The organism is Gimesia maris, from assembly GCF_008298035.1.
Classification (GTDB): domain Bacteria; phylum Planctomycetota; class Planctomycetia; order Planctomycetales; family Planctomycetaceae; genus Gimesia; species Gimesia maris.
The window spans coordinates 4635943-4659315 of the sequence record NZ_CP042910.1; the positions used below are offsets into that span (position 1 = coordinate 4635943).

Here is a 23373-nt window from a genome sequence, read left to right on the forward strand (position 1 = left end):
TTCAGTTCGCGTCTGTGGCGTGATGCTCGGTTTCAATCTTCTGCAGTTCCGCTTCAATTTGAACGAGACTCTGATGATATTCCGCACGCTTTCGTGTATTTTCAGCCTTCATCTGCTCTAACTTTTCTTTTAAGGCATCCAGCTGATCGGTGCCGTATTCGTCCCGTGCCTGCTGTTTCAGTTCGTTCAGATTTTGCTCTGCATTGACCAGATCGCGTTCTGATTCAATCTTGCGCTTATTCAGTTTCTGAAACTGTTCCGTTAACGCTTCTATTTCGGGCACTGCCCCTGATCGATCAGTCGACATGATGGGAAACCTCACTTGCTAATTTGCGTACTTCATCCGCGACCGCGGCCTGAAACTGTGTTAAATTTTTTTCCAGAAATAATTTCAGCCCTGCACCACTGTCTGTGCGACGTGTCTGTAATTCGGCCAGGCCTGAAATGAAAGCGGAAGGAAGTCCCTGCTCGGAATCATCCTGTACTTCCGCGTGAAAGATTTCGTCGAATGGACGATGGGGTACTTCGATGACAGACCTCTGCCAGCCCTCCCCCGTGACTTCCAGCTTCAACACCGAAGGCACGTGTGCCCGTGATGCATCACTACGGGAGCGGCGGACGATGTTACCGGGAGTCACCCAGGTGGTCTGCCCTTTTACGACATCTTCCAGCCTACGATGGATATGACCGTTAATCACATAATCCACCCCCTTGATCTCATAGGGCTTATAATGCCCCTGCTCCTCGTAGCCGGGCACGATCAGATCGTGATGCGAAACCCAGATGGCCAGGGGAGTCTCTTCACACGGATCGATCTCAAGTGACTTTGGCAGCTTTTTTCCCCAGGAAGTCCCACCGATCAACACCGGTCGCCCCTGCATTTTTCCTCGCCAGGGGGTCTCGTCTGAGAGCAGATGATATTTTCCGGCCTGTATGAGAATACTCAGAGTGTCGTGTTCATTCAGTTGATTTTCCCGACAATCATGATTTCCGTAAATCCCGTAAACGGGTGTCTCAAATAAATTCAACAGCTGACATAACAGCCAGTTCTGATTGTCGCGGGGCACATGGAACAAATCCCCCAGCAGCACAGACAGCAGGTTCTGCTCGCGGGCAGTCTCTATACACCAGCTCAGTTTTTCCAGCACGACCAGTGGGTAGTCATCTTTCCGAAATCCGGGGATGCGGCCTTCGACATGGGGATCGCCAATCAACAGCACGCCGGAGTAGTTTTCATGCGCCATGTGCGTGCCCCTTTAATCCTGTTTCTGCGGTTCTGATAAACTGGTCGGGCTCTAATGCTGCACCACAGGTCGGGCAACTGGGATTCTCTTTGACCCAGTTCTGTAATTGATCACGGACAGCCTCATATTCCGACTCGCATTCCGCATGAATTACCTGCTGATGGTTGAACTGGACAGCCGCCTGCTCCCATTGCTGACAGAGTTGCTCTATTCTCTCCAGATCGGTCAACTCAGGAGGAGGCACGCAGGCCTCCAGCACTTCTGATTCCAGTCTGTCGAGCTGTCTACGTTCTTCCGACACGGCAATTTTTTGAATCAATTTTTGTAAAGGATCCGTTTCAGCCAGTGAGGGAGGTTCTTTCAGTAGATTGAGACAATCCCCCGTAGCGGAAGCAGACCTTAACTCCAGTTCCTGAGTTCTGATCTCCCGAATCAATTTCTCGAGTCGCTCCGTCTGTTCCAATGGGGGCGGATTCGCCAGTGGCTGGAGCGTTGACACCTGAAAATGAGCGACGCGCGTCTTATTCTCAAAAGCTTCATATCGCTGAGTCAAGACTTCCAGTGGTTTCTCATTTTCCTGTTCCAGCGAACCAGGTAATTTATTCAACGTTGCTACGGTACCTGTTAACTGTAACACACGCTGGTCTGCATGCTGATAATCCTGAAGGAATGCTTCCAGATCTCTGATTCGCTGCTGCTCCTTAAGCAATGCTTCATAGCTTAGATTGAGCGACTCCAGGCGGGTCTCCAGTTCAGGAACCGGTTTCAGTAATTCAAGTACAATTTCAGTCGACTTTAACTCGTTCTGCTGTCGCTGATACTCCTGTTGCGCGGATTTCACTTTACTGCGATGCAGCTTCTGCATCTCGATTAAAACCGATGCATCGGAAGACGAAGCAAAGAATCGGGCTGCTCGACTGCCACGGTCCCCCAGTAAAAATATCGGAGATTTCTGTTCGCCAAAATGGACATCGAATTCGTCAGTGTCCCCCGCTTTGACTTTGGAAAGTTTCAATATTTCATGTAACTGATCGGGAACACTGTTCCTCAAGCGATGATAATCAACACCATCAATATTATAGCTGACCGTTTTCTTTTTACGTTTCCACTCAATTGTGTGTCCGTCGTCCGTTTCGACGATCACGCGACACTCTTTTTCGCCATGTCTGACCATGAAATCGCCGGTAGTATTCTCTGCCAGGATCTGAAGTGCAGAGACAAAAGCAGACTTGCCGCAATTGTTGGGTCCGGTCAGCACCGTCAGGCCGGGCGACAGATCAATCACGGTGTGTGAATGGCTCATAAAATTGTGTAATGTAATCCGTTTTAACATGTCAGAAAGTATAATCTCCATTCTCAATAATTCACAGGACAGGCACACCCGGTATTTCAGATCCTGAGAGAATCAGACTATTGCGTTTACCGACTGGTTTGTGTCAAATAAATGGTAGCGATATGCCGGATCTGATAAGGTCTGCTGCACTTTACTTCGTTTTCTCTCCCCACCTTGTTTGATGTAAGGGCAGCCGTCCATGTTTTCATCGTATTCGATTCTGACAGGCGTTCTGATACTGCTTCCAATATTGTGTTCGCTGTTTGATTCTCAACTGCTCTCGGCTGCCGAAGAGTACAGGGTGTATGTGGGCACTTATACCCGCGGCAGTGAAAGCCAGGGAATTTATCAACTGAGCATGGACTCTCAGACAGGTAAATTATCTCTGGTGAACGTCACTGAGAATGTGGATAATCCCTCGTTCCTGGCAATTCACCCCAATCAGAAATTCCTGTATGCCGTTAATGAAGTTCGTAATTTCAAGGGGCAAAAATCGGGAGCCGTCAGCGCTTTTTCCATAGATCCTCAGTCAGGGAATTTGACGTTTCTCAACCAGCAGGCTTCCCGAGGAGGTGATCCGTGCCACCTGGTGGTTGATGCTACCGGTAAGTATGTACTTGTAGCAAATTACGGGGGAGGCAATATCTGTTCGTTACCTCTGCTGAAAAATGGAGCATTGAAAGAAAGCACGTCCTTCGTGCAACACACCGGTTCCAGCGTCAATCCTGCTCGTCAAAAAGCCCCACACGCACACTCAATTAATCTCGATCCCCATAATCAGCATGCGATTGTGGCCGATCTGGGAATCGATCAACTGCGGGTCTACCAGTTTAATGCGGAAGATGGTTCCCTCACGCCTAATCCTGTCCCCGGATTCAAACTGTCCCCTGGAGCGGGACCCCGCCACTTTACCTTCCACCCTTCAGGGAAATGGGGATATGTCATCAATGAATTAAATCTGACCGTTACTGCCATGAATTACGATGCGAATACAGGAACCTTCGAGGAAATCCAGACTATACCTACGGTTCCAACGGGTACAGACTTCAAAGGTAATTCCACCGCGGAAGTACAAGTGCATCCTTCAGGGAAGTTTTTATACGGTTCGAACCGGGGTCCAAATACGCTGGTCATGTACCGCATTGATGAGCAGACCGGCAAACTGACTTCCATCGGTTTCCAGCCTACGGGGGGCGCCATGCCACGGAATTTCAAAATTGATCCATCGGGAACGTTTCTGCTCGCGGCAAACCAGAATACAAACAACATTGTTGTATTTCGGATCGATCAGAAAACCGGATTGCTCCAACCAACCGATCATGAGATCCAGGTTCCCAAACCGGTCTGCATCAAATTCCTCCCGATCACTGCTACCCCTTGAGTCGCGTACGGACTATAATTCACTTCTGTTAATACCGTTCAGACGAAGCCGGCTCCTCAACGAAGTGAAAAGAGATGTGGATTAAAATCTGTGGCATACGAGACCCCGATACAGCGTGTATGGTCGCCGATCTGGGTGCTACGGCTCTGGGATTGAATTTCTATGAGCGTTCTCCCCGCTCCATTGATCTTGCTGCTGCCAGACAGATCCAGACAGCAATTGGCTCACGCGAAGTCACACTGGTTGGATTATTCGTCAATCACTCACTGGCTGATGTGATTACGACCTGTCACGAGCTATCCTTAAACATGATTCAGTTACATGGTGAAGAAACACCTGAGTTTCTGGCAGAACTGGTTCAACAGATCCCCAAACTCGTCATCATTAAGGCGATTCGTACCAGTGAACCAGATCTCGCATTTCTGAAATCTTATCTGGAAACCTGTGACCAGGTTGGAAAGCGTCCCGACCACATATTGCTAGACGCTTATTCACCGATCGCCTACGGAGGCACGGGTCATCTTGCTCCCTGGAAAATGATTCGAGAAGAATACCAGTATCTTGACTGGCCTTCGCTGATATTAGCAGGAGGACTGACCCCGGAGAATGTGGCAGAAGCAATCAGCGCCGTTCAACCTTTTGGTGTCGATACAGCCAGTGGAGTTGAGGATCAACCGGGAGTTAAAAACCCATCTCGGGTTAAAGCATTCATAAAACAAGCCAAAAGTGAAGAAAACCCATCGCTAAATCCGCTATAATGGGGCTCAATGTTCACCTGAAAGATCAAGATTCATGACAGTTTTCCATAACTGCCTTGAGTATCGGCTGATAGAGGCATACCATATACGCAGGACAGGTGTGTCTTGAGGATGTGGCGCTGGGTCACTTTAATTCAGGAGTCGCGAGAAACAACTGGTTTCTCCAGGGAATTTAAAAAACCATGTCAACCGATTACACGATTTTATTGATCGAAGATGACCGTGAAATTTCAAGTACTTTAAGCGGTGTTATCAAGTCAGCAGGTTACAATATCATTGTTGCCCCCAATGGTCTGGAAGGTCAAAAGCTGGCACAATCTGAAAACCCGGACCTGGTCATTACCGATATGATGATGCCTAAAATGGGTGGTTTCCCAGTACTGGAGTCTCTCAAATCACTCCCCTCCCCCCCCAAAGTGATTATGATTACCGCTAATGAAGGGGGTCGACATAAAGCTTACGCTGAAATGCTGGGAGTGGATGATTATCTGCGAAAGCCATTTGCAATGGATATCTTTCTGGATGCCATTGCCCGCGTCCTTGCCAAAGACAGCAGTGACGATGAGAAACCAGATAAGGGACCGGTCACGCGTTCTCGGAAAAAATCCTGATCTGTCAAGAAGCTTTCAACCGCTGACGACAAATGCGACATAGTACCAGTACAAACCTGTTACCGATGTCAGTGTAATATCAATTGTCGAGATCCAGCCCAGCTTCTTATGAAGACTGCTATGGGCACAGGGTGCAGGTGGATCAGGAATCCGTTTCAGTGCCAGAAACAGTGTTGCGCCCCAGAACAGCGGTGTGCTGACAGCGAAAATCAGGTGGACATACAACACATTTCGAACGTATTGGAACTGTTCGGGAGTCAACGGGGTCTCGCGTTGATTGACGATATTCTGCCAACCGCCGTGCATGAGCTGCACGTCCACTTCAAACGCAGTTACTGCAACGAGCAGGACTGCCCCCAGTAATATCTGCAGTTTTTTGTGTAAGGAAAAATTATGTCTGATTTTGACCGTGAACAGACTGAATAACAATAAAGGCACAATCAGGATGAGTGCCGAAACAACAAAATCCAACATGAATGTTGAGCGATAGCCTAAAAATCCATGCTCCATTTGAAAATCCTGTCTGGGAATAGGTAGAGACCAAACTTATCGTCGCACACCATATCAGAACATCAGATCTCATCCAATAGCAGCCTGTCGGCAATACTCCCAGACTTCCTGTCATTAAAGAGCTGGTTTTACCAGTCTCCCACTTGATGTCTCACATAATCGGTTGATAAATTAACCGGACAGGAAACGGTTCCTGTAAGAGCCGTCAATCAAAAAAACACAGGAGGTGTTCCCATGCTAGTGTGCGGCGTAATTCCTGCCAGACTGCATTCAACCCGACTCCCCGGAAAACTACTGCTGAACGAAACCGGTAAATCGTTAATTCAGCACACCTGGGAAGCTGCAGCCGGTTCCGAAAGACTGGACCGGTTAATCGTCGCTACAGACAGTCTGGAAATCTTGGAATGCGTACATGGATTTGGCGGTAAAGCCTGCCTGACAGGTGAGCATCCCAACGGCACTGACCGTATTGCAGAAGTGGCAAAACAGGAACTTTTTGATGCTGATATTCTGGTTAATATCCAGGGAGATGAGCCTGAGATTTCGCCAGTGTTTATCGATCAGCTGGTCGATGTATTGATTCAGTCCCCGACTGCTGATATGGCCACACTGGCGACTCCCATTCGTGAACTGGAGCAACTGCAGGACCCTTCATGTACTAAAGTTGTCTGCCGGACTGACGGTTCTGCCATGTACTTTAGTCGCTTGCCCATTCCATACACACGTGATCAGAGTCCAGAATTCCTGCTGCCTGACCAGAGTCCCTGGTTGCTACATCTGGGAATCTATGCATACCGCCGACCTTTCCTGCTGAATCTGACTCAGATACCACCAACTCCTCTGGAACAACTGGAAAAGCTGGAACAGTTACGTGCTCTGGAATCAGGTGCCACCATTCAAGTCGCTCAAGTCACCCATCCCTCAGTGGGAATCGACACCCCGGAAGATTATGCGCAATTTGTCAAACGCTATCAGCAGATCACATGAGTATCCGCACCGTAAGCAGAATGCATCTGTCATCATAAGTGGCTGATACAATTTACCTTAATCGAACACGCCAGATCCGACTCTGATGAACTGTCAGATACGCTTCCTGAAATCTGGTCGTGGTTTTCCTGATTTTGAAGCGTGCAATTTCGCGAAGAATTGCCTATCATGCAACATTATTCAACGACGTCTCGAGAAACAGATTGCGAAATGACCAAACACATCACTAAACACATTTTTGTTACAGGCGGAGTAGTCAGTTCCCTGGGTAAAGGCCTGACTTCGGCGTCTATTGGACTTTTGCTGGAACAGCGCGGCTTAAAAGTCCGCATGCAGAAGCTCGACCCTTATATCAACATTGACCCGGGAACAATGAACCCCTACGAACATGGCGAGGTTTATGTTCTCGATGATGGCTCAGAGACAGACCTCGACCTGGGACATTACGAGCGATTCACAAACAGCCCACTCTCACGGAAATCGAATTACACAACCGGTCAGATTTATCAGCGTGTGATTGAAAAAGAACGTCGTGGCGAATACCTGGGAGCGACCGTACAGGTTATCCCTCATATCACGGACGAAATCAAAGAGTCAGTTTATAACCTGGCCAGTTCTGATGTCGATGTCGTGATTACAGAACTGGGAGGAACGGTCGGGGATATTGAAGGTCTCCCCTTCCTGGAAGCAATTCGCCAGATCCCTCTGGATATCGGCAAGGAAAACTGCCTGTTTATCCACCTGACTCTGGTCCCCTACATCAAAGCCGCCGGGGAAATGAAAACGAAACCGACACAGCATAGTGTCGGCCTGCTTCGTCAAATTGGTATCCAACCCGATGTACTGATTGTCCGCACAGAGCGTCCAATGGATAAAGACCATGCTGACAAAATCGCGTTGTTCTGTAACGTCGAAAAAGGGGCCGTGATTGAAGAAGTCGATACGGAGTATTCGATTTACGAAGTCCCACAGGGACTAGCCGACGATGGACTCGACAAACTGATCGTTAAAAAACTCCAGATCGATGCGGAACCACTCGACCTGTCCAACTGGCGTACCCTGTTGAACCGCGTCAAGAATCCGGAACATGAAGTCACGATTGCAGTAGTCGGTAAATACATCGATCATAAAGATGCTTACAAATCGATCTATGAATCCCTGTTTCATGCCGGCTTCCATCATTCCACACGCATCCTGCTCAAGCGGATTGAAGCGGAGGAAGTTGAACGCCAGGGTACTGAAGCGTTACTGTCTAATGTTGACGGAATTCTGGTCCCGGGAGGCTTTGGCAAACGTGGCATCGAAGGAAAGATTGCCTCTGTTAAGTTTGCCCGCGAAAACAAAATACCCTACTTTGGTATCTGCCTGGGAATGCAATGTGCCGTCATTGAGTTTGCCCGAAATGTTCTGGGACTGCCCGACGCACATAGTACAGAATTTAACAGTGAATCAAGTGCCCCTGTCATCTGTCTGCTGGAAGAGCAGAAAGAGATTACAGAAAAGGGAGGCACAATGCGGCTGGGAGCCCAGGACTGCATCATCTCCAGAGACTCGCATGCTCATACCTGCTACGGAGCTGACTCCATCAGCGAGCGGCATCGCCATCGCTATGAATTCAATCCTGAATATCGCAAACAAATGATTGACGCCGGGATGATTCCAACCGGAACCAGCCCCAATGGCAATCTGGTAGAAATTGTTGAAATTCCGGACCATCCCTGGTATCTGGCCGTGCAGTTCCATCCGGAATTCAAATCGAAACCAGTCAGCCCGCATCCTCTGTTTGCAGGTTTTGTTGGTGCCGCTTTGAATTATCATCAACAGAAAGTTCGGGTCTCGGTCTGAATTAAAGGCAGAGCATCTATTTTGCTGTCACCACCAGAATCAATGGGCACATTCTCCGATGAGTTCCAAAAAATCTGGCGCAGATTTGAAAATATCGGGTCTGCTGAATATCAATAAACCACAGGACATCACTTCGCGGCAGGTTGTCGATCAGGTCCAGAAGCTGATTAAACCAGCCCGAGTGGGTCATGCGGGAACCCTGGATCCACTCGCGACGGGGGTACTGGTTCTGTGTACTGGTTCGAACACGCGGTTGATTCGCCTTGTCCAGCAGCAACCGAAAGAATATATCGGTGAATTTCTTCTGGGAAAACGCAGTGATACTGATGACATCACTGGTGAAATCAGCGAGACAGCTGACTGTCGACAGGTAACTCTGCCGGAGTTGGAAACCTGTCTGCCTGCATTCGAGGGAAGGATTCAACAGATTCCGCCCCAGTATTCCGCCGTTCATATTAACGGTCGCCGGGCTTACGATCTGGCACGACGTGGTAAATCGTTTGAAATTCAACCCCGTGAAGTTGATGTTTACGAAATCGAATTACTGGACTTTTCATTTCCCCGGTTTCAATTGCGCATCGTGTGTGGCTCGGGAACCTATATTCGTTCCATTGGTCGCGACCTGGGCGAACAATTAGGGGTGGGTGCCACGATGTCGGCACTGACGCGTACCCGTATTGGCCCCTTCACACTGGATTCAGCAATGGAACTGGATGAAGAACTTTCTCTCGGCACGATTGCTGACAATATACAACCGGCGATACTCGCTGTGGAACAACTGCCACACTACCACTGCAATGAACGGGAACTCCTCTCACTCAGCCAGGGACAAAAGTTGAAATGTAAACCAGAATATTTTCCAGCAACACACGAGATCATTGAAGTGGCTGTGATCAGCCCTCAGACCGAACTGGTAGCAATTGCCGACTGGGAGCCGGAAGCGCATCAGTTGTCCCCACGGCAGGTTTTCCACCCCGCACCTAATAATTAGTTTCTATCCAGCAAGAACGCCTGAGTAGATTCCCGCTGAGAGAAACCAACATGAAACTCATTCTGGCCAGCACTTCACCGTATCGTGCTCAACAACTGAAACGTATCGGATTAGATTTTGAGACGTGTGATCCCAACGTGGATGAAGACCTGTTTAAACAGGCCGGATTCACTCCTGATACACTGGCTGAAGTACTGGCTTTGGAAAAAGCAAAAACGGTGGCGCAACAACACCCTCAGGCGGTGGTCATTGGTGGTGACCAGTTGGTTTCGTTTGAAAATCGGATTCTGGGAAAACCTGGTTCAGAGGAACTTGCGATAGAGCAATTGCTGTCCATGCAGGGACGAACACACCTGCTGATCACTGCGATTGCGGTGATCGGGCCCGATTTTTTAGAGACGCACATTAATCAGACCACTCTCAAAATGAGAGATCTCAGTCGACCTGCCGTTGAACGTTATGTCCGCTTCGATCAACCCCTTAATTGTGCGGGAGCATATAAACTTGAGAGCCAGGGAATCACATTGTTCGAAGAGATTCAGTCGACGGATCATTCCGCGATTACTGGAATCCCATTGATTGCTTTGACCTCGTTGTTGATCACAGCCGGCATCACGATTCCCTGACTGTGTCTGGTATTTTATAGTTCGATATAAAATAAAACGCCTGCAGAAGTTTCCCTCTACAGACGTTTTTCTTGTTACTATTAATTCGCATTAAACGGACTGCAGGTCCAGCAATGCTTCCCGCAGACGATTACGCGCGGTGTGCAGTCGCCGCTTGATCGTACCGATAGGTCGATCAAATTCGTGACTCATCTCCTTCAGGGACTGACCTTTGAAGTAGAATGAGATCAATGTCTGCCGGTCAACTTCACCCAGCTGTTCCAGTCCGCCTCGCAATTCGGTTGCCCGTTCACTTTCCAGAAGTTTATCCAAGGGACTTTCTGGTTCATCGTCCAGGACGATGATTGTATCCGGGCTCTGAATGCATTCGTTAGGCCGACGCACAGCTCGATTGATTGACATCCGGACGGCAATCTGCCGCAACCATCCACCGAAACGTTCCGGTGCATTCAGCTGAGACAGTTTTCGCATTGCCTGGATGAATACATCCTGGGTCACTTCGCTGGCTTCTGCATGGTTCCGTAATCGCTTCATGACGATCGCAAATACAGTTGATTCAAACTGAACCACCAGTGAACCAAAAGCTTCACGATCCCCGTTCTGAGCAGCAGTAACTAATTCAACTAAGTTCTGATCTTCCATTGTACTATCTCTTCTCTGTCCCTGAAAAAGGACTTTTATCCAAGGCGTATCAAAGTGGAATGCAGATTCGCAGCGAGAATAGAACAGCATCAGGGTCAGTCGATTGCAGGAAAAAGAATGCGTTCTTTTAACCAGCAGGACAGACACCCGGTGAGTTGCTCTCGCCATCGAAATGGCACAGTCAGTTCAACTCGGCTTGAGTTAAACCAACCACTTTGAGAAAACGATTTTCTGCTGAAAAGCAGGGAATGGGAGACTGCCTACGAAGCAGTTCCGGTCACAGTGGTTTGGGTACCCGTTATCCGCGTATATCTTTGATATAGCGAATGCATTGATGGTTGATGTTGACAACAATGCCAACCCATCGGGGGGGTCCCCGGCATACCACCGGATTCCGACAATCGTTCTCCACTTAGAGGGTTTAACGAATCCAGACGGAGGGCGGCACAGACGACATCGATGGCTTTCACGACAGCTGCTTTGACAAACGCGCTGTTGTTAATTGCTTTGACGACGAAACGACGATTCTGTTTATTGAAAATCATCAGTGCACCTCCTGCGTTAAACCGCAGAGAAAGAGACTAAAAAAGCGAGGTTACTACCTCGAAAGGAAAAACGGAACAATTCCGTTCACAAATAAATTACAGATTATCCCCAACTCATAAATCAGGAATTCTCCTACGCCAATTAGACAGAGTCTGTCTGATTATGGTTCGCGTATTTTTGACAGTTTTCGGTAAAATGTCGAATCTTTCAAGAGAAGATTTGCAAAAATGTTCATTTCTCCACCATTCGTTAGTGAATCCTGACCATCGCATCTTCGCACATCCCTTTTGATATCAACAACTTATCACTACTAAGATGCTGGTTATTTTCTCATAACTGTTTTCACGCTTTTTTCAGTTCGCAGGTTGGATTTTCTCTCTTCTGGCTGAGTAAACAGTAAATAGTTTGAAGCCGCTTTTCAAATTCTGAACCGGAACATAGGTTTTGGTCCTGAGAAACTGCTGACCTGTCGCCAGGCTGAAAGTCAGGTAAGATACTTCAATCCCCTGTTTTTCCTTCAGATCTGTTGGAAAAAGTGCTTTCTGATGTTGAAGATCGGCCAATATGTCAATGATTTTTGTCAGGATCATTGGCACATCGATCAAGGCCAGCAGATTGGACCGCTCCAAACCTTTACTTAGAGCCGATTTGAAAGCAGGTTGATTTTGTGCAATCTGTCTCGAATCGGATGGGGCATTCAGAGCCATCAGTAATTTTCCCATCGAAGCCGTTCCCCCCATTGCCTGCAGTACTTTTCCTTCTGGGTAAGCCATACGATTCGTAATTCCCTCTGCTCCGTACAGAATTTCCAGCATTCGTTTCTGAATCCGCAGCGGATCAGACTCAGGATCAACCTCCTGTTTGATGACAGTCAAGTCTACTGTTTCATCGCCGATTTTTTCAGCGTCAGGAGTATACTTGATTTCCTGTTTGACGCCGGGGAGTGACATATTTTTCAGCATGGCCATCATCTGACGGGTATATTTTCGCATTTCACCAGACGGAGATACTTCTGAAACCGTGTAGGCATTCAACACACCTTCCGACAGTCTGCCTAATTCGAATGAGAAATAATAACTCCCAAATTTCAAACTGCGAATCGCTTTCACAATCGAGTCAAACTTCTGACGAGCCTCCTGATTCTCAGTGGTTTCATCAAACATCTGCGCCGTAAAATTCATTCCCCAGGTAATCAGGGCATCCGTATTCCCGGCACCTGCAAAATAAGCCAGTTGATCGGCAGGAAATTTACCCAGCAGATCAAATTGTTTAGGTGGATTTTTTTGAAATAACTGATCTGTCTGTGAGTCTGGTTTGACTTCAAACAGGCTGTCCAGTCTGAGCCCTCCCTGTTCAACCGTAAGTGCAGTTGTGTAACTGTGGGAGTCCTGAACCGCCTGCAGCGCTCCTTTGCCTAGCGCTGAATACATGGATAAAATCGGTGCTGTATTCACACCAGGTGATGTCTTTACTGATTCCGAAAGCTGAGTCAGAGCCTGCTGGAACTGCTGACCGGCCAACTTCAGTTGAGGCTGATAGATCGTGACCAGTTTCTCCGAATTGACATACACGGAGAAATCTCCTGTCGCAAACATCTCTTTCGCTTCCGCGCTCATCAGAGCCTGGAAATTCTGATTTGAATCTTTAATGACTTCCAGTGCCTGATCAATAAGCATCTGATCTTCGCTATAGATGATCCATTTCTCCTGAACCACACTCTTATAGTTTTCACCGAGGCCAGCTTTGAAAGCTGCTTCATCAGAAACAGGAATTACATAGAGCAACCCGGGCCGTTTCGTCTGACTGAGAAAAACTCCCACACACATGTCACGTGTATTGTCGACACCTGCCAGAGTGGGGTTGGAAATAGAACGCCCCAGAAACGTCCGTAGATTTGCTCCCAAAATCGTACTCAGAGATTCGTCTACCTGATTCATGATAGATGTCAGCTTCTGCTGTGTTTCTCCAGGTTGCTTGAGGCGTATGACAATCCCCGCATTTGACGATATCGCTGTTTGTGAAAACTCAGCCCCGGAAACACCTCTACAAGAAAAAAGAAGCAAACTGAGAATCAGCAGGTTCTTCCAGTTAACGAACATAATAGTAAAACTCCATTTATTAATAATTGCATCGGATGGCACTGTGATGGCCTATTATATACTTTGTAAATCGGCGTGCGCACTAAACCGGGCCGATAAACCACAACTATTCTTAAACCATTTAAAAAACAGCAGTTAACTACTTTTCTGGCATCATTGTTTATACACAAAAGAGATCACATAAAATGTGGCCGATTTAATTTGGGAGCCATGGGTGGCCTAAGTGAAGATTGATCGTCAGACAAACCGTATCAATTAAAAAATATAAATCCCATACAGCAAACTGAACCTTTAAATCAGAATCCAATTCAAAACCGACTCTCTTGTCTGAGATTGTTTTCTTCCGATGAAAGAAGTGTCTTTCTTTTTTCAGGTTGATGAAATCAGTGAGTGTTCGCCCGAGGATCGTGGCCCACTCAAGCTTGAATTTCCCAACTTCTCTACAGTAATCTCATATAAACGACAAAGATCTCGTTGAAGGATCACAAAGAGAATCAATGTCTACTGGATTTGCCGGCTCTCGTTCCATGGATGAACGCCGACGTCGCAGACTGGCGTCGGAATCTTCCGAGTCTCTAGAAGATTCAAACGAGGATACTGTCTCTCAGAATATCGCCCGAACCCATCGTTTCGCGGCTGGACAGTTTCCTTTACGGACAATCATTTTCCCCCGACGCTGGAAATTGTCTGTCTATTATCTTCCAGTGCTCTTCTGTTTTGCCTCGTTAATTGCGGCTGATCTTTATCGACCGGAATTGACCAGACCCGAGTCCGCCCTGGCCGGTTACCTGTCATTGAAAACCAGTCCACTATCACATGTTCTAAGTGGCGCACTTCTTTTGGTTTCAGGACAACTGGCATTATTGATTGCAGCCTTGCGGACTCTGAGCCTGCATGACTTTTCAGGCAGATACCGTCTCTGGAAATGGGTTGCCAGTGGATTGTTTCTGTTTGCTTTATGCACCACGACCAATCTCCATCAGGTCTGGGTCGATACCGTCATCGAATTAAAGTTGTTTGACTGGGGACCTCATACCCAGCTGTTAGCCTGGATGGTACCAACACTCATTCTGGGTTTCAGCGTTGCCTTAATGACGTATCTCGAATTACGTGGCGATCGGGCAGGGTTGAACATGACAATCATCTCAGTCGCTTCATACGTTGCCTGTTTAACATTTCAATTCACCGATAACCTGATTCCGGGAGCCGCCTATCACCATTTGATTGGCTCCGGTTTGCTGTTATTCGCACACTGGTGTTTCTTCACGAGCCTGCTGCTGCATACACACCACCTGCTGTACCAGTCCGTTGACTTACCGGAAAAGGTTCCTTCACGGCTCACAAAATTCGGAGGCGAGTACCTGCGTCGTCGCCGCATCAGACGAAAAGCTAAACGAGTGGCGAAAGCGCTCCTTCGTAAAAAACAGCAGGAAACAGCCAGATTAGAACAGGAAGCAGCAGAACAGACTCGACTTGAAACAGAGTCCGAAGAAAAACAGAGTTCGGTAAAAGCTCCTGCAAAGTCGAAAGAAATTGAATCAGCCCCAGCTCCGAAGGAGGTGGCTTCGGTTCCTGAAAAGCCTAAGGCCCCTGAACCTGCTGAAACAAAGTCGCAGCCCCCTGCTGCTAAAACGGTTTCTCGGAAAAAAAACAAGCCGGCACAAAAGAATATTCGTGTCGATCAGTCTCACGACCCGGAACAGCTCAAAGGCTTGAGCAAACGGGAACGCCGAAAACTGCAGAAACAATGGCGTGAAGCAGAACGCCAGAATGCCGCGGGAGAGGATTCGGACTGGTCATAATTCTCATATTTTTATGATCCGGTTTTAGATTACGCTCGTTTCTCTACCGCATTCCGTATAGACTTTCCCTGTAAATACTGCAGCGGATTTCGTCTCCCGAACGCCAGACAACTGGATTCTGCAAACACCAATCAAATCGACCTGATACTTCGAAAGAGGCATTACTGCCATGTCTGATGACAATTTTTATTCAGAAGAAAATGATGACTTTCTCCCAGAGTCTTCTGCTCAGCCAAAGCAGGGGATGAGTACGGGCGTAAAGGTCCTGTTAATTCTGTTAGGCATTGGTGGTCTGTGCATGCTGCTTTGCTGTGGTGGTGTTTATTGGGCTGCCCGGAACGCAGGGATTGAGTGGACTCAGAATAAAGGGGAAATCAAAAAGATTCAGGACGAGATCACTGACATCTCGATTCCCGATTCCTTTGTACCGCAGGCAGCCATGTCCCTGAAATTCATCAACATGCGTATGGCCATTTACGTGTATCACCCCCAGCCTGGAGAGCTTTATCTCATAAGTATGGGAATTCCCGATGATGGCATGATTGATATGGATAAAGAATTTCGTGACAGCATGCAGCGGTCAAATCAGAATCAGCGAAAGCTCGATATTACCAAAGATGAAGTTCGCGAATTCGATATCGATGGCGAGAAAATTAAATTCAACTTTGCGGTAGGGACTGACAAAAGCGGGAAAGAATTCCATCAGGTTACAGGAGTCTTCCCTGGTAACCAGGGAGCGGCCTTCCTGTTAATACAGATCTCCAGTGAAAACTACAATGAAGAAGAAATTGTCAGCATAATTGAATCCATCAAAATCCCGGCAATGGCGCCCGCAGCCGAGAAAGAACCTGCTACGGAACAGGCGCCTCCAGGTGAAACGAAACCGGAACCGGAAAAGCAGCCTGCGACAGACTCAGAATAAGCAGAACAGACTTCAATACCACGACTCGATCAATTGGATCGAGTCGTTTCTGTTTCAGAGTCACGGTGCCGAGATAATTTTGACCTGGGGAGGATGAGCGTAGTCTTCCCATAAACGTTGATCCTGTTCCGCATTTGGCTTGCCATCGTGCACGTAATAGCGATAGCGTGAAACAAACGATTTCCCCGGTTCAATGATAAATGGATCCAGAGAGGCAACAGCAAAACAGAAGTAAGGCATCGTCGGATGCAGCCTGACAGGCTGTGGAAACCGGAAATTTCCCGGATGATTCAGAATGGCGATCCCCGCTGTCTCGTCTCCCAACCGGCCATACATCTCGACCCACGACGGCCGCGACTGATTGCCTGTCAGCTTATCCTTTCCTTCGCTGGTCAGATAGTTGTAAGCATCCGCTCCATGCCAGTCTGCATGACCACGGACTGTCATGCCTCCATAATGGATCTTATCGATCGTGACCGGCTGGTCAGTCGCACATTTCTGGTTTGACCTGATATCGAACAGAAACTGCTCATCCAGCGCATACACCCGCACCTGCCAGACCTCTTTGAGCATCGTCACGGGACCAGATTTTTTTGTCAGATCAATATGATCGATCGTTGTCGTAAAGGATCCAAAAACCGGACCTCCGGAAAAGGAATTGACCTGATTGTGCTCCACTTTTCCCAGCTGCGATTTTTGATCCCAGCCATTATTCTCGCGACCTTCAAACAGGATTTTACGCCACGACAACATGATGCCATGCTGATGCGGATGATCGGGATTGAAATCATCAGAGATCACTTTTCCCGAAGGCGTATAGAGGGGATGAATGTAACCGCTTTTGTCGTAGTAGGATTCATCCCGTTTGGGTGCTTTCACAATCGCATGGTTGTAGGTCAGCACCGGTTTCTCAGCGACTTTGACATTCAAATGTTCGCCATCATCAATTACGGTGACCTGCTCTTTCTGCTGACTGCCAGTCCCGCCAGTCAGGAGCTGGTATTTTCTGGTCGCGCCCGCGGGTAGTAAGTCCCGCATAATCCAGACCAGTTCTTTCTGCTCTCCTGCCTGTCCGATCTGAACAGGGATTTCCTGCTTCTTATCCAGACGAAACAGTGTCAGATGTTTCTGATTCTTAAACATGTCAGGTACAGGCATGCTGACCACACAGTTTTGACGTGCCTGATTACCTGCAGCCACTTCCAGATATACGCCGGGGCCCGCTTCTGAAACGGCGAGCCCTCCCATTAAAATCGCCACCAGGGTTGTCAGGTTAAAAACCAATGCCTGATTGATTGTTCGAATTTTCATATTAGTCTGTATCCAGTTTTTCTGTAGCGTCTCCAGGCCCATTTGGACCGAGTATATTAGATTTACAAACGCTATGGTTAAATGTGATGCGTTCTAGAGAGTCCACCCTGAGCGGTATTCGCGTTGTAGATATTTGGCTGCTTCGGGAGCATTCACGACCTGCATGGCTTCTGCATCCCATTCCACTTTTTTGCCAACTCGAAAGGCCAGATTTCCCAGTAGAATCGTTTCGGTCAGAGGGGCGGCATAATCAAAATGGCACAATGTCTTGCCGTTCCCTTTACAGGCTTCATACCATTCCATGCGATGATTGCCAATCGCATCTGGAATCGTTTTTTCGGGTGGCTTGAAGCCGACATATTTTTCCTCAGGCATTAAGATCCGCTTATTGTAATCCGCAGCAAGCATCCCCGATTCGCCGACAAACAGAATCCCGGCTGCCCAATCAGGGCCCCCCAGGTCGAGAACAGCCTGGGGAGTATTACGGCCATGAGACCAGATCACTTCTACCGGAGGCATCGAGCCTCGTGCAGGGAACTGCCAGTGACAGTCAAGCCAGAAGGGAGTGGAATCGGGATGCAACTCTGGTCCTTTTGTTTCCACTGTTGTGGGATACTGCAGGTTGAGAGACCAGAAGATCAGATCCATATAGTGGCAACCCATATTACCCAGGGTTCCGTTGCCGAAATCCCACCAGTAGTGCCAGTCGTGTGGATGATAACAGGGGTGAAAATTCTGCATGGGAGCCGGACCGACCCATAAATCCCAGTTCAAAGTTTCAGGAATCGGCTGTGGACTCGTGGGACGATCAACGACACGCTGGTATCGTCGCCAGCCACCAGGTTTTCCAAACCAGACATGCACCTGTTTGACATCGCCAATCGCGCCTGACTGGATCAGTTCGACAGTCCGGCGGTAATTATCTCCTGCGTGATTCTGAGTTCCCATCTGCGTGACGACTTTTTGTTCTTTCGCCACGCGTTGCATCTCACGGACTTCATGGATGGAATGAGCCAGGGGTTTTTCACAATAGCAGTGTTTGCCACGACGCATCGCATCAATGGCAATGGTCGCATGCGAATGATTAGGGGTGGTCACGACCACCGCATCAATCTCTTTATCAAGCTGATCCAGCATGACACGAAAATCGGCATAGGTTTTTGCTTTGGGATATTTTGCTGCATATTTCGCCGTGCGCGCTGAATCGACATCACACAGGCCGACAATGTTCTGACTGGAAACCAGACCCAGATTCGCATTCCCCTGGTTCCCCAGACCAATACAGGCAATGTTGAGTTTCTCATTGGCTGATTTACTTTCTGCCGCCAGGGAACTCCCCCCGAGCCAGAGCCCGGCACTTCCCAGTACCGAATCTCGTAACATTTTTCGACGCGTGATTTTGGAATCAAATGACATTGATTTAAGGCCTCTCATTATATTCAGATCTGAGGATCGGGTTGATCTTCTATTCTACATCGATTTCAGGACAAAATGAAATTCGTTTTCAGAATCCTGGCTGACATTTTCCTGTAGTTCGCTCTCCGTGTTGTATTTCGCAGGTATGTAGGATTCCATAATATCCTCACCGAACTCTTTCCCTTTTTTACCGGTCTTTCTAGCCGCGGAGATGATTACTTTTTTTGTACCGACAGGACACTGCACATCAAATTTCCCCTCCCGGATCTGTCCGGCTGCTGCCGGCCCTGCCCCATCGGCGGGCTCAAAAATAATATCGCCGACCGGAATGCTATTCCCGTCCAGTGAAACAGTCCCTTTCACTTCAACCATTTCCGGTCCACTGTTCCCCTGCGATCCACAGCCTGTGATAACCGACAGATTCAGAAGTAACAATAACAGATAACAACATGCATTGATTCTAGAGTTAAAAATGGCTGACACCTCGATCAGTAATGAAAATTTGGCCCAAACACTTCTTCACAAATAATAAAATCTCAGAATCAGTGAATACGGTAACTGATTAAATTCGACTTGACTTCATCCTGCATCGAAACAAGATAAGCGTTTAACTGTGTCGCGCGCGTGACCAGTTTACAGTGCACTGAAACACCGGCCAGTTGTTCAAAATCTTCACCGCAAATGAGCCTGTTTTTTCCAGATTTGCACTGCCTGAAACGACACCCGTTCGTGATGTATGCCTGCGGGTCGCCACACTTCGCAACACTTCGTCCCGGTAACGCCCCGGTAACGCCCGGCATCGCGCCGGTATCAACCTGTATCGCCACAGTTTCTGATTCATCTCCTCTTGACCCCCATATGCCCTTTCCGAAAATACTCCCTCATGCGACGGAATACAGAAATCAAACAACGCATCAAACATAAGTAGGTCCTTCAAAATCGACAAAAGCTCAATGTCCTCACACGCCCCGGGTGGCAAAGTTGGCTTGTCCAACGGTGCCCAAAGAAGCAGCCCCCCTGAAGCCAGGGTAAGCCCAAATACAATTCGGGCCGAGCGCAGCGAGCAGGAGGTTGCAGTTGCCACGGACAATCTGGAACCGGACTCACCATACTCATTCGACACGGCCGGACAAGCCGGTCCGTGGCACACGGAAACCTTTATATTGATTGCAATGTGTCCTGCTAAATCAGACGTGTGTGTATGTGTATGTGTGTGTGCCACTGTCGGCTTGCCCGACAGTGCTGGTGCTAATGTCTCATGACACGTTTGATAAAGAATTATAAAAAAAGTGACCTGATCCGATGCAGATAGAAATACCGAATCACTGAACAGGTAAAACCAGGTCTAAAATTCTCCCAGAACTTCTCCCCCTGCTCGAGTCCCCAGATGACGAAACGTAGCTGTATCGACATTGTCGGAAATGAACCGCACCGCACCGTCTGCCAGGAGAAAATGTGCGCCACCAGTATGTCGGCTGCGTGCATAAACGGCATTGTCACCACTGGAGCAGGTGGTACTGATGGGTGCGTAATCTCTGTGGTAACCATAGGTCACGGTATCAGGCACCGAAGAATTCGGGCCCTGCAACGTAGTAAACGTCCCGCCTCCCACATATTTTGTCCCCCAGATCCTGCCGCGGAGGTCACCAATCGTCAGACAGTCTGCAACGGAACTGCCTCCTGCGACATCGGGAACCAGATTGATTTCGCCCGCGGCGATTGTATTGGAAGTGCCATCGGTCACATCCCTCATCCTGATGCTTGACACATAAAAGAACATCCCGTTTAATTTCGGAAACGTTCCATCTGCCCCCTGTGTCGTCGATCCGGAGCAGAGTAAATAATTTGAATAAAACGTACTCTGCTGGCTACCGATTTTGCCACTGTTGGGATCGGAAGGACACATAAAAACCGGTACTTTGACTGAGCGTTGCGGATGAGATGCAAAGTCACTGACAGTACCTGTTTGAAAACCGTCTTTCAATTTATCGTACAATGGTGCCTGGTCGACATAAGGCAAGACCATATGAAACCAGGACTGACGCGCATGATTCTGTCCTGTGTGGGCAGCGGTATTAACGCCGCAAACGGTCGCAAAAGGAAAAACTCGATGTGAATCGTGATAATTATGCAATGCAATTCCCAGCTGTTTCAAATTATTCTTGCAGGTACTTCGTCGGGCAGCTTCTCGGGCCTGCTGGACCGCGGGCAATAATAACGCAATCAGGATTGCAATAATGGCAATGACGACCAGCAACTCAATTAATGTAAAACCCTTTCGTACTCGCTGTTGAAATACCATAATTTCTCTCTTCATATAGAATTTTGAACACGGGAATTAAAAACAGTAGGAAGTCAATAGAGCGATTTGTCTCATCGACCAGGGGAGTTCAGTCTGTGGGGCTTAGTTGGAGGATTGAACGATCACGCGAAATTCATCAACGAAACGTTCGCCTGAGAGCAACATGAAGGAAAGTGTTCGCCGATCGGGCAAGATCATGACTTCGTCATACCGGGCTTTAGGGTCTTTACCCCCTGTGTCAGTTTCAGTTCCCTGGTGAACGAATACACGATTTGAATCTTCCAGACAGAGCGGATGAAACAAACGATCGGTCTGGGTGAGATATGTTTTATCCAGGATGACGCCCAGTATGGGCCGATCAAAGTGTATTTCTCCCTGCACCGGAATAAAGGTTCCTTCCTTTTCAGCAGGATCATAATAGACCCGGTAGCAGTCCACCTTCGTCCCCGCGGATATAATGCCAGATCTTTGCACCGGTTTGGTTTCAGATGGATTCGTCACGAGGCTCAATCCACTTTTCAATGAGACCTGCATCCGTTCCGGAAATACAAAAGCGAGGCCATCATGTTCGAAGACCTGATATTTCCCCGTGGCCAGTGCATCAGGCATCTTCTCCTGCAAAACCACTGAATCAGAATAATGAAGTATGCCACACTTTTCAGCGAGAGAGAGAGTATCAGGCGCTTCCGCGATTTCATTTTTAACAGAGTCGATCGTAGCAGAATGATGTTCTGAGACCTGTTTACTCGACTGAATCCCTCCCGCTCGATTCATCAAAGAGGCAATCACTTTCCCCCGGTAAACCTGAATCCGCGTGTCAAGTTTTTCGACGGTCTGCACTGAAAACAAAGTTCCCAGGTCAATCACTCGACCATGAGGCGTGTCCACCTGAAATCCGATTCCGGACTGGGGAACGTTAGCAATAAAACTCCCCTGCTGTAAATGCATCGAATTATTACCCGTCACTTCATACGAAGCCGGTGCAGAAATAAGAACCTTCGCGCCCGTGGGAAAATGCAACTCGGCAGATCCCTCATTGAGAGTCTGTTTGATATGATTTTCCACCGGTTCACCAGAACTGAAAACAACCCCTTTGGAAGTCGTAACCAGGGGAATATTCGAGAAAGACTGGTAAAGAAAATACCCTCCCAGCAAAAGAAATAAGCTGCAAACGGAAGAGACGACAGCAGCGGTGACCATGCTCTTACTTTTGATAAAGACCGGTTCCGATCCTGAAAGTGCAGTATGCTGATCGGGGTCCGTCTGCGCTCGTTCCAAGGCAGCTCCCCACTCAGCCAGAACCAGATCATCGCTGGCAAATTTGATTAAACGTTCCGCCAGTTCAGGTTCATTACAGAGCCGTTCCTCGAAAACCTGGAGCTCCTCCGGCGACAGCGACCTGTCGAGATACTCCTGTAACAGCCGGTCATCGTTTAGCTGAATCATTCGACAGATTCCTCCAGGAGTCGTTGCGCAATGCAGTCTCTCAGGATGGCGCGAATGCGATGAACCCTGGCATAGAAAGCAGTCACCTTGAGACCAGACTGGGCAGCAATCGCTCCCAGGCTTTCACCCGAATTGTCATAACACCGTGCAATCAGTGTTCGGCTCACCTCGGGCAGACGATCCAGACATTCCAATAACTTCTCTCGCCTGGTTGAAACAGGTTGCTTCTGCTCCACCCGCTCTGCTGCTTCCGCAAGAACAGCAATCAACTGCGGGTTCACAGGTTTTTCCCGCTCATAATTTCGGTAATACGCGAGAACGCGACGAAACGCGATTTCACGCGCCCAGGGAAAAAAACCGGATTCTGCCTCCAGCTTGGAAAATGATTCGACCACCGCAACTGACACTTCCTGAAAAATGTCATCAGCGTCAGAACGGTTGCGCACACTGGCATGAATATAGGCATATAATGGTGCCTTATATTGCAACAGCAGCTGAGCAGCATCTGATTGAATATCCATATCAGTAGACATAAGTCGCTTTCGATGAAGTTAAGCTTCCTGATTTATAGAGGAATCAAATCCACATTTTTTTACGCACT

The 23373-nt window shown here is 48.1% G+C and carries 23 protein-coding genes; 9 read left to right on the forward strand and 14 right to left on the reverse strand.

From position 1 onward, the window contains the following. Position 1: 1 nt before the first annotated feature. The 3 genes from GmarT_RS16915 to GmarT_RS16925 are packed head-to-tail and all read right to left on the reverse strand — an operon-like array spanning position 2 to position 2598. Positions 2-307 (reverse strand): hypothetical protein, encoded by a 306-nt coding sequence (locus tag GmarT_RS16915; RefSeq protein WP_002645218.1) that lies wholly within the window; start codon positions 305-307, stop codon positions 2-4. Beyond that, positions 297-1244, reverse strand: coding sequence for a metallophosphoesterase family protein (locus tag GmarT_RS16920; RefSeq protein WP_002645217.1), 948 nt, complete (start codon positions 1242-1244; stop codon positions 297-299). The genes GmarT_RS16915 and GmarT_RS16920 overlap by 11 nt, the downstream gene beginning before the upstream one ends. After that, positions 1234-2598, reverse strand: coding sequence for an AAA family ATPase (locus GmarT_RS16925; RefSeq protein ID WP_002645216.1), 1365 nt, complete (start codon positions 2596-2598; stop codon positions 1234-1236). Before GmarT_RS16925 ends, GmarT_RS16920 begins: the two co-directional genes overlap by 11 nt. A gap of 178 nt (positions 2599-2776) precedes the next feature. Between GmarT_RS16925 and GmarT_RS16930 the strand changes: the two genes are divergently transcribed. The 3 genes from GmarT_RS16930 (at position 2777) to GmarT_RS16940 (ending at position 5327) form a co-directional block, all read left to right on the forward strand. Next, complete coding sequence (locus GmarT_RS16930; protein ID WP_002645215.1) at positions 2777-3958, forward strand: lactonase family protein; 1182 nt, start codon at positions 2777-2779, stop codon at positions 3956-3958. Between the two features lie 74 nt (positions 3959-4032). After that, a complete protein-coding gene (locus tag GmarT_RS16935; protein WP_002645214.1) occupies positions 4033-4716 on the forward strand; it encodes a phosphoribosylanthranilate isomerase in 684 nt (227 codons plus the stop codon). 182 nt (positions 4717-4898) lie between these two features. Further along, entirely contained in the window at positions 4899-5327 is a 429-nt protein-coding gene (locus tag GmarT_RS16940; RefSeq protein ID WP_002645213.1) for a response regulator transcription factor, read from the forward strand. Positions 5328-5342: 15 nt separating this feature from the next. On the opposite strand, the gene GmarT_RS16945 is transcribed toward GmarT_RS16940, so the two are convergent. Beyond that, on the reverse strand, positions 5343-5837 hold the full coding sequence (locus GmarT_RS16945; protein WP_002645212.1) for a DUF420 domain-containing protein: 495 nt from the start codon (positions 5835-5837) through the stop codon (positions 5343-5345). A 234-nt stretch (positions 5838-6071) separates the two neighbouring features. On the opposite strand from GmarT_RS16945, the gene kdsB reads away from it, so the two are divergent. The 4 genes from kdsB (at position 6072) to GmarT_RS16965 (ending at position 10286) form a co-directional block, all read left to right on the forward strand. After that, positions 6072-6824: a 3-deoxy-manno-octulosonate cytidylyltransferase gene (kdsB, locus tag GmarT_RS16950; protein WP_002645211.1), complete on the forward strand. Its 753-nt coding sequence runs from the start codon at positions 6072-6074 to the stop codon at positions 6822-6824. 222 nt (positions 6825-7046) lie between these two features. After that, positions 7047-8669 (forward strand): CTP synthase, encoded by a 1623-nt coding sequence (pyrG, locus tag GmarT_RS16955; protein ID WP_044236983.1) that lies wholly within the window; start codon positions 7047-7049, stop codon positions 8667-8669. 58 nt (positions 8670-8727) lie between these two features. Continuing rightward, complete coding sequence (gene truB, locus GmarT_RS16960) at positions 8728-9660, forward strand: tRNA pseudouridine(55) synthase TruB (protein WP_002645209.1); 933 nt, start codon at positions 8728-8730, stop codon at positions 9658-9660. Between the two features lie 50 nt (positions 9661-9710). Further along, positions 9711-10286 (forward strand): Maf family protein, encoded by a 576-nt coding sequence (locus tag GmarT_RS16965; protein ID WP_002645208.1) that lies wholly within the window; start codon positions 9711-9713, stop codon positions 10284-10286. A gap of 90 nt (positions 10287-10376) precedes the next feature. Here GmarT_RS16965 and GmarT_RS16970 read toward each other — a convergent pair whose 3' ends face one another. From GmarT_RS16970 to GmarT_RS16980, 3 genes are all read right to left on the reverse strand, one after another. After that, positions 10377-10928: an RNA polymerase sigma factor gene (locus GmarT_RS16970; RefSeq protein WP_002645207.1), complete on the reverse strand. Its 552-nt coding sequence runs from the start codon at positions 10926-10928 to the stop codon at positions 10377-10379. A gap of 260 nt (positions 10929-11188) precedes the next feature. Next, complete coding sequence (locus GmarT_RS16975) at positions 11189-11473, reverse strand: hypothetical protein (protein WP_044236938.1); 285 nt, start codon at positions 11471-11473, stop codon at positions 11189-11191. Between the two features lie 354 nt (positions 11474-11827). Further along, positions 11828-13411: a hypothetical protein gene (locus GmarT_RS16980; protein ID WP_149303001.1), complete on the reverse strand. Its 1584-nt coding sequence runs from the start codon at positions 13409-13411 to the stop codon at positions 11828-11830. A gap of 659 nt (positions 13412-14070) precedes the next feature. Here GmarT_RS16980 and GmarT_RS16985 point away from each other — a divergent pair. Together GmarT_RS16985 and GmarT_RS16990 are read left to right on the forward strand one after the other, a co-directional pair. Further along, positions 14071-15375 (forward strand): hypothetical protein, encoded by a 1305-nt coding sequence (locus tag GmarT_RS16985; protein WP_002645205.1) that lies wholly within the window; start codon positions 14071-14073, stop codon positions 15373-15375. Positions 15376-15544: 169 nt separating this feature from the next. Beyond that, positions 15545-16297 (forward strand): hypothetical protein, encoded by a 753-nt coding sequence (locus tag GmarT_RS16990; RefSeq protein ID WP_044236936.1) that lies wholly within the window; start codon positions 15545-15547, stop codon positions 16295-16297. A 60-nt stretch (positions 16298-16357) separates the two neighbouring features. Here the strand turns inward: GmarT_RS16990 and GmarT_RS16995 are convergent, their stop codons facing one another. From GmarT_RS16995 to GmarT_RS17025, 7 genes are all read right to left on the reverse strand, one after another. Next, positions 16358-17608, reverse strand: coding sequence for a DUF6807 domain-containing protein (locus tag GmarT_RS16995; RefSeq protein ID WP_002645204.1), 1251 nt, complete (start codon positions 17606-17608; stop codon positions 16358-16360). 93 nt (positions 17609-17701) lie between these two features. Beyond that, positions 17702-19024, reverse strand: coding sequence for a Gfo/Idh/MocA family protein (locus tag GmarT_RS17000; RefSeq protein ID WP_002645203.1), 1323 nt, complete (start codon positions 19022-19024; stop codon positions 17702-17704). Positions 19025-19078: 54 nt separating this feature from the next. Next, positions 19079-19396 carry a hypothetical protein gene (locus GmarT_RS17005; protein ID WP_044236933.1) on the reverse strand — a complete coding sequence of 106 codons (318 nt, stop codon included), beginning with the start codon at positions 19394-19396 and terminating at the stop codon, positions 19079-19081. 170 nt (positions 19397-19566) lie between these two features. Next, positions 19567-19851: a hypothetical protein gene (locus tag GmarT_RS17010; protein ID WP_149303003.1), complete on the reverse strand. Its 285-nt coding sequence runs from the start codon at positions 19849-19851 to the stop codon at positions 19567-19569. Between the two features lie 518 nt (positions 19852-20369). Further along, positions 20370-21326: a DUF1559 domain-containing protein gene (locus GmarT_RS17015; protein WP_002645200.1), complete on the reverse strand. Its 957-nt coding sequence runs from the start codon at positions 21324-21326 to the stop codon at positions 20370-20372. Positions 21327-21428: 102 nt separating this feature from the next. Next, complete coding sequence (locus GmarT_RS17020; protein ID WP_002645199.1) at positions 21429-22772, reverse strand: FecR domain-containing protein; 1344 nt, start codon at positions 22770-22772, stop codon at positions 21429-21431. Further along, a complete protein-coding gene (locus GmarT_RS17025) occupies positions 22769-23305 on the reverse strand; it encodes a sigma-70 family RNA polymerase sigma factor (protein ID WP_044236931.1) in 537 nt (178 codons plus the stop codon). The genes GmarT_RS17020 and GmarT_RS17025 overlap by 4 nt, the downstream gene beginning before the upstream one ends. Positions 23306-23373 lie beyond the last annotated feature (68 nt).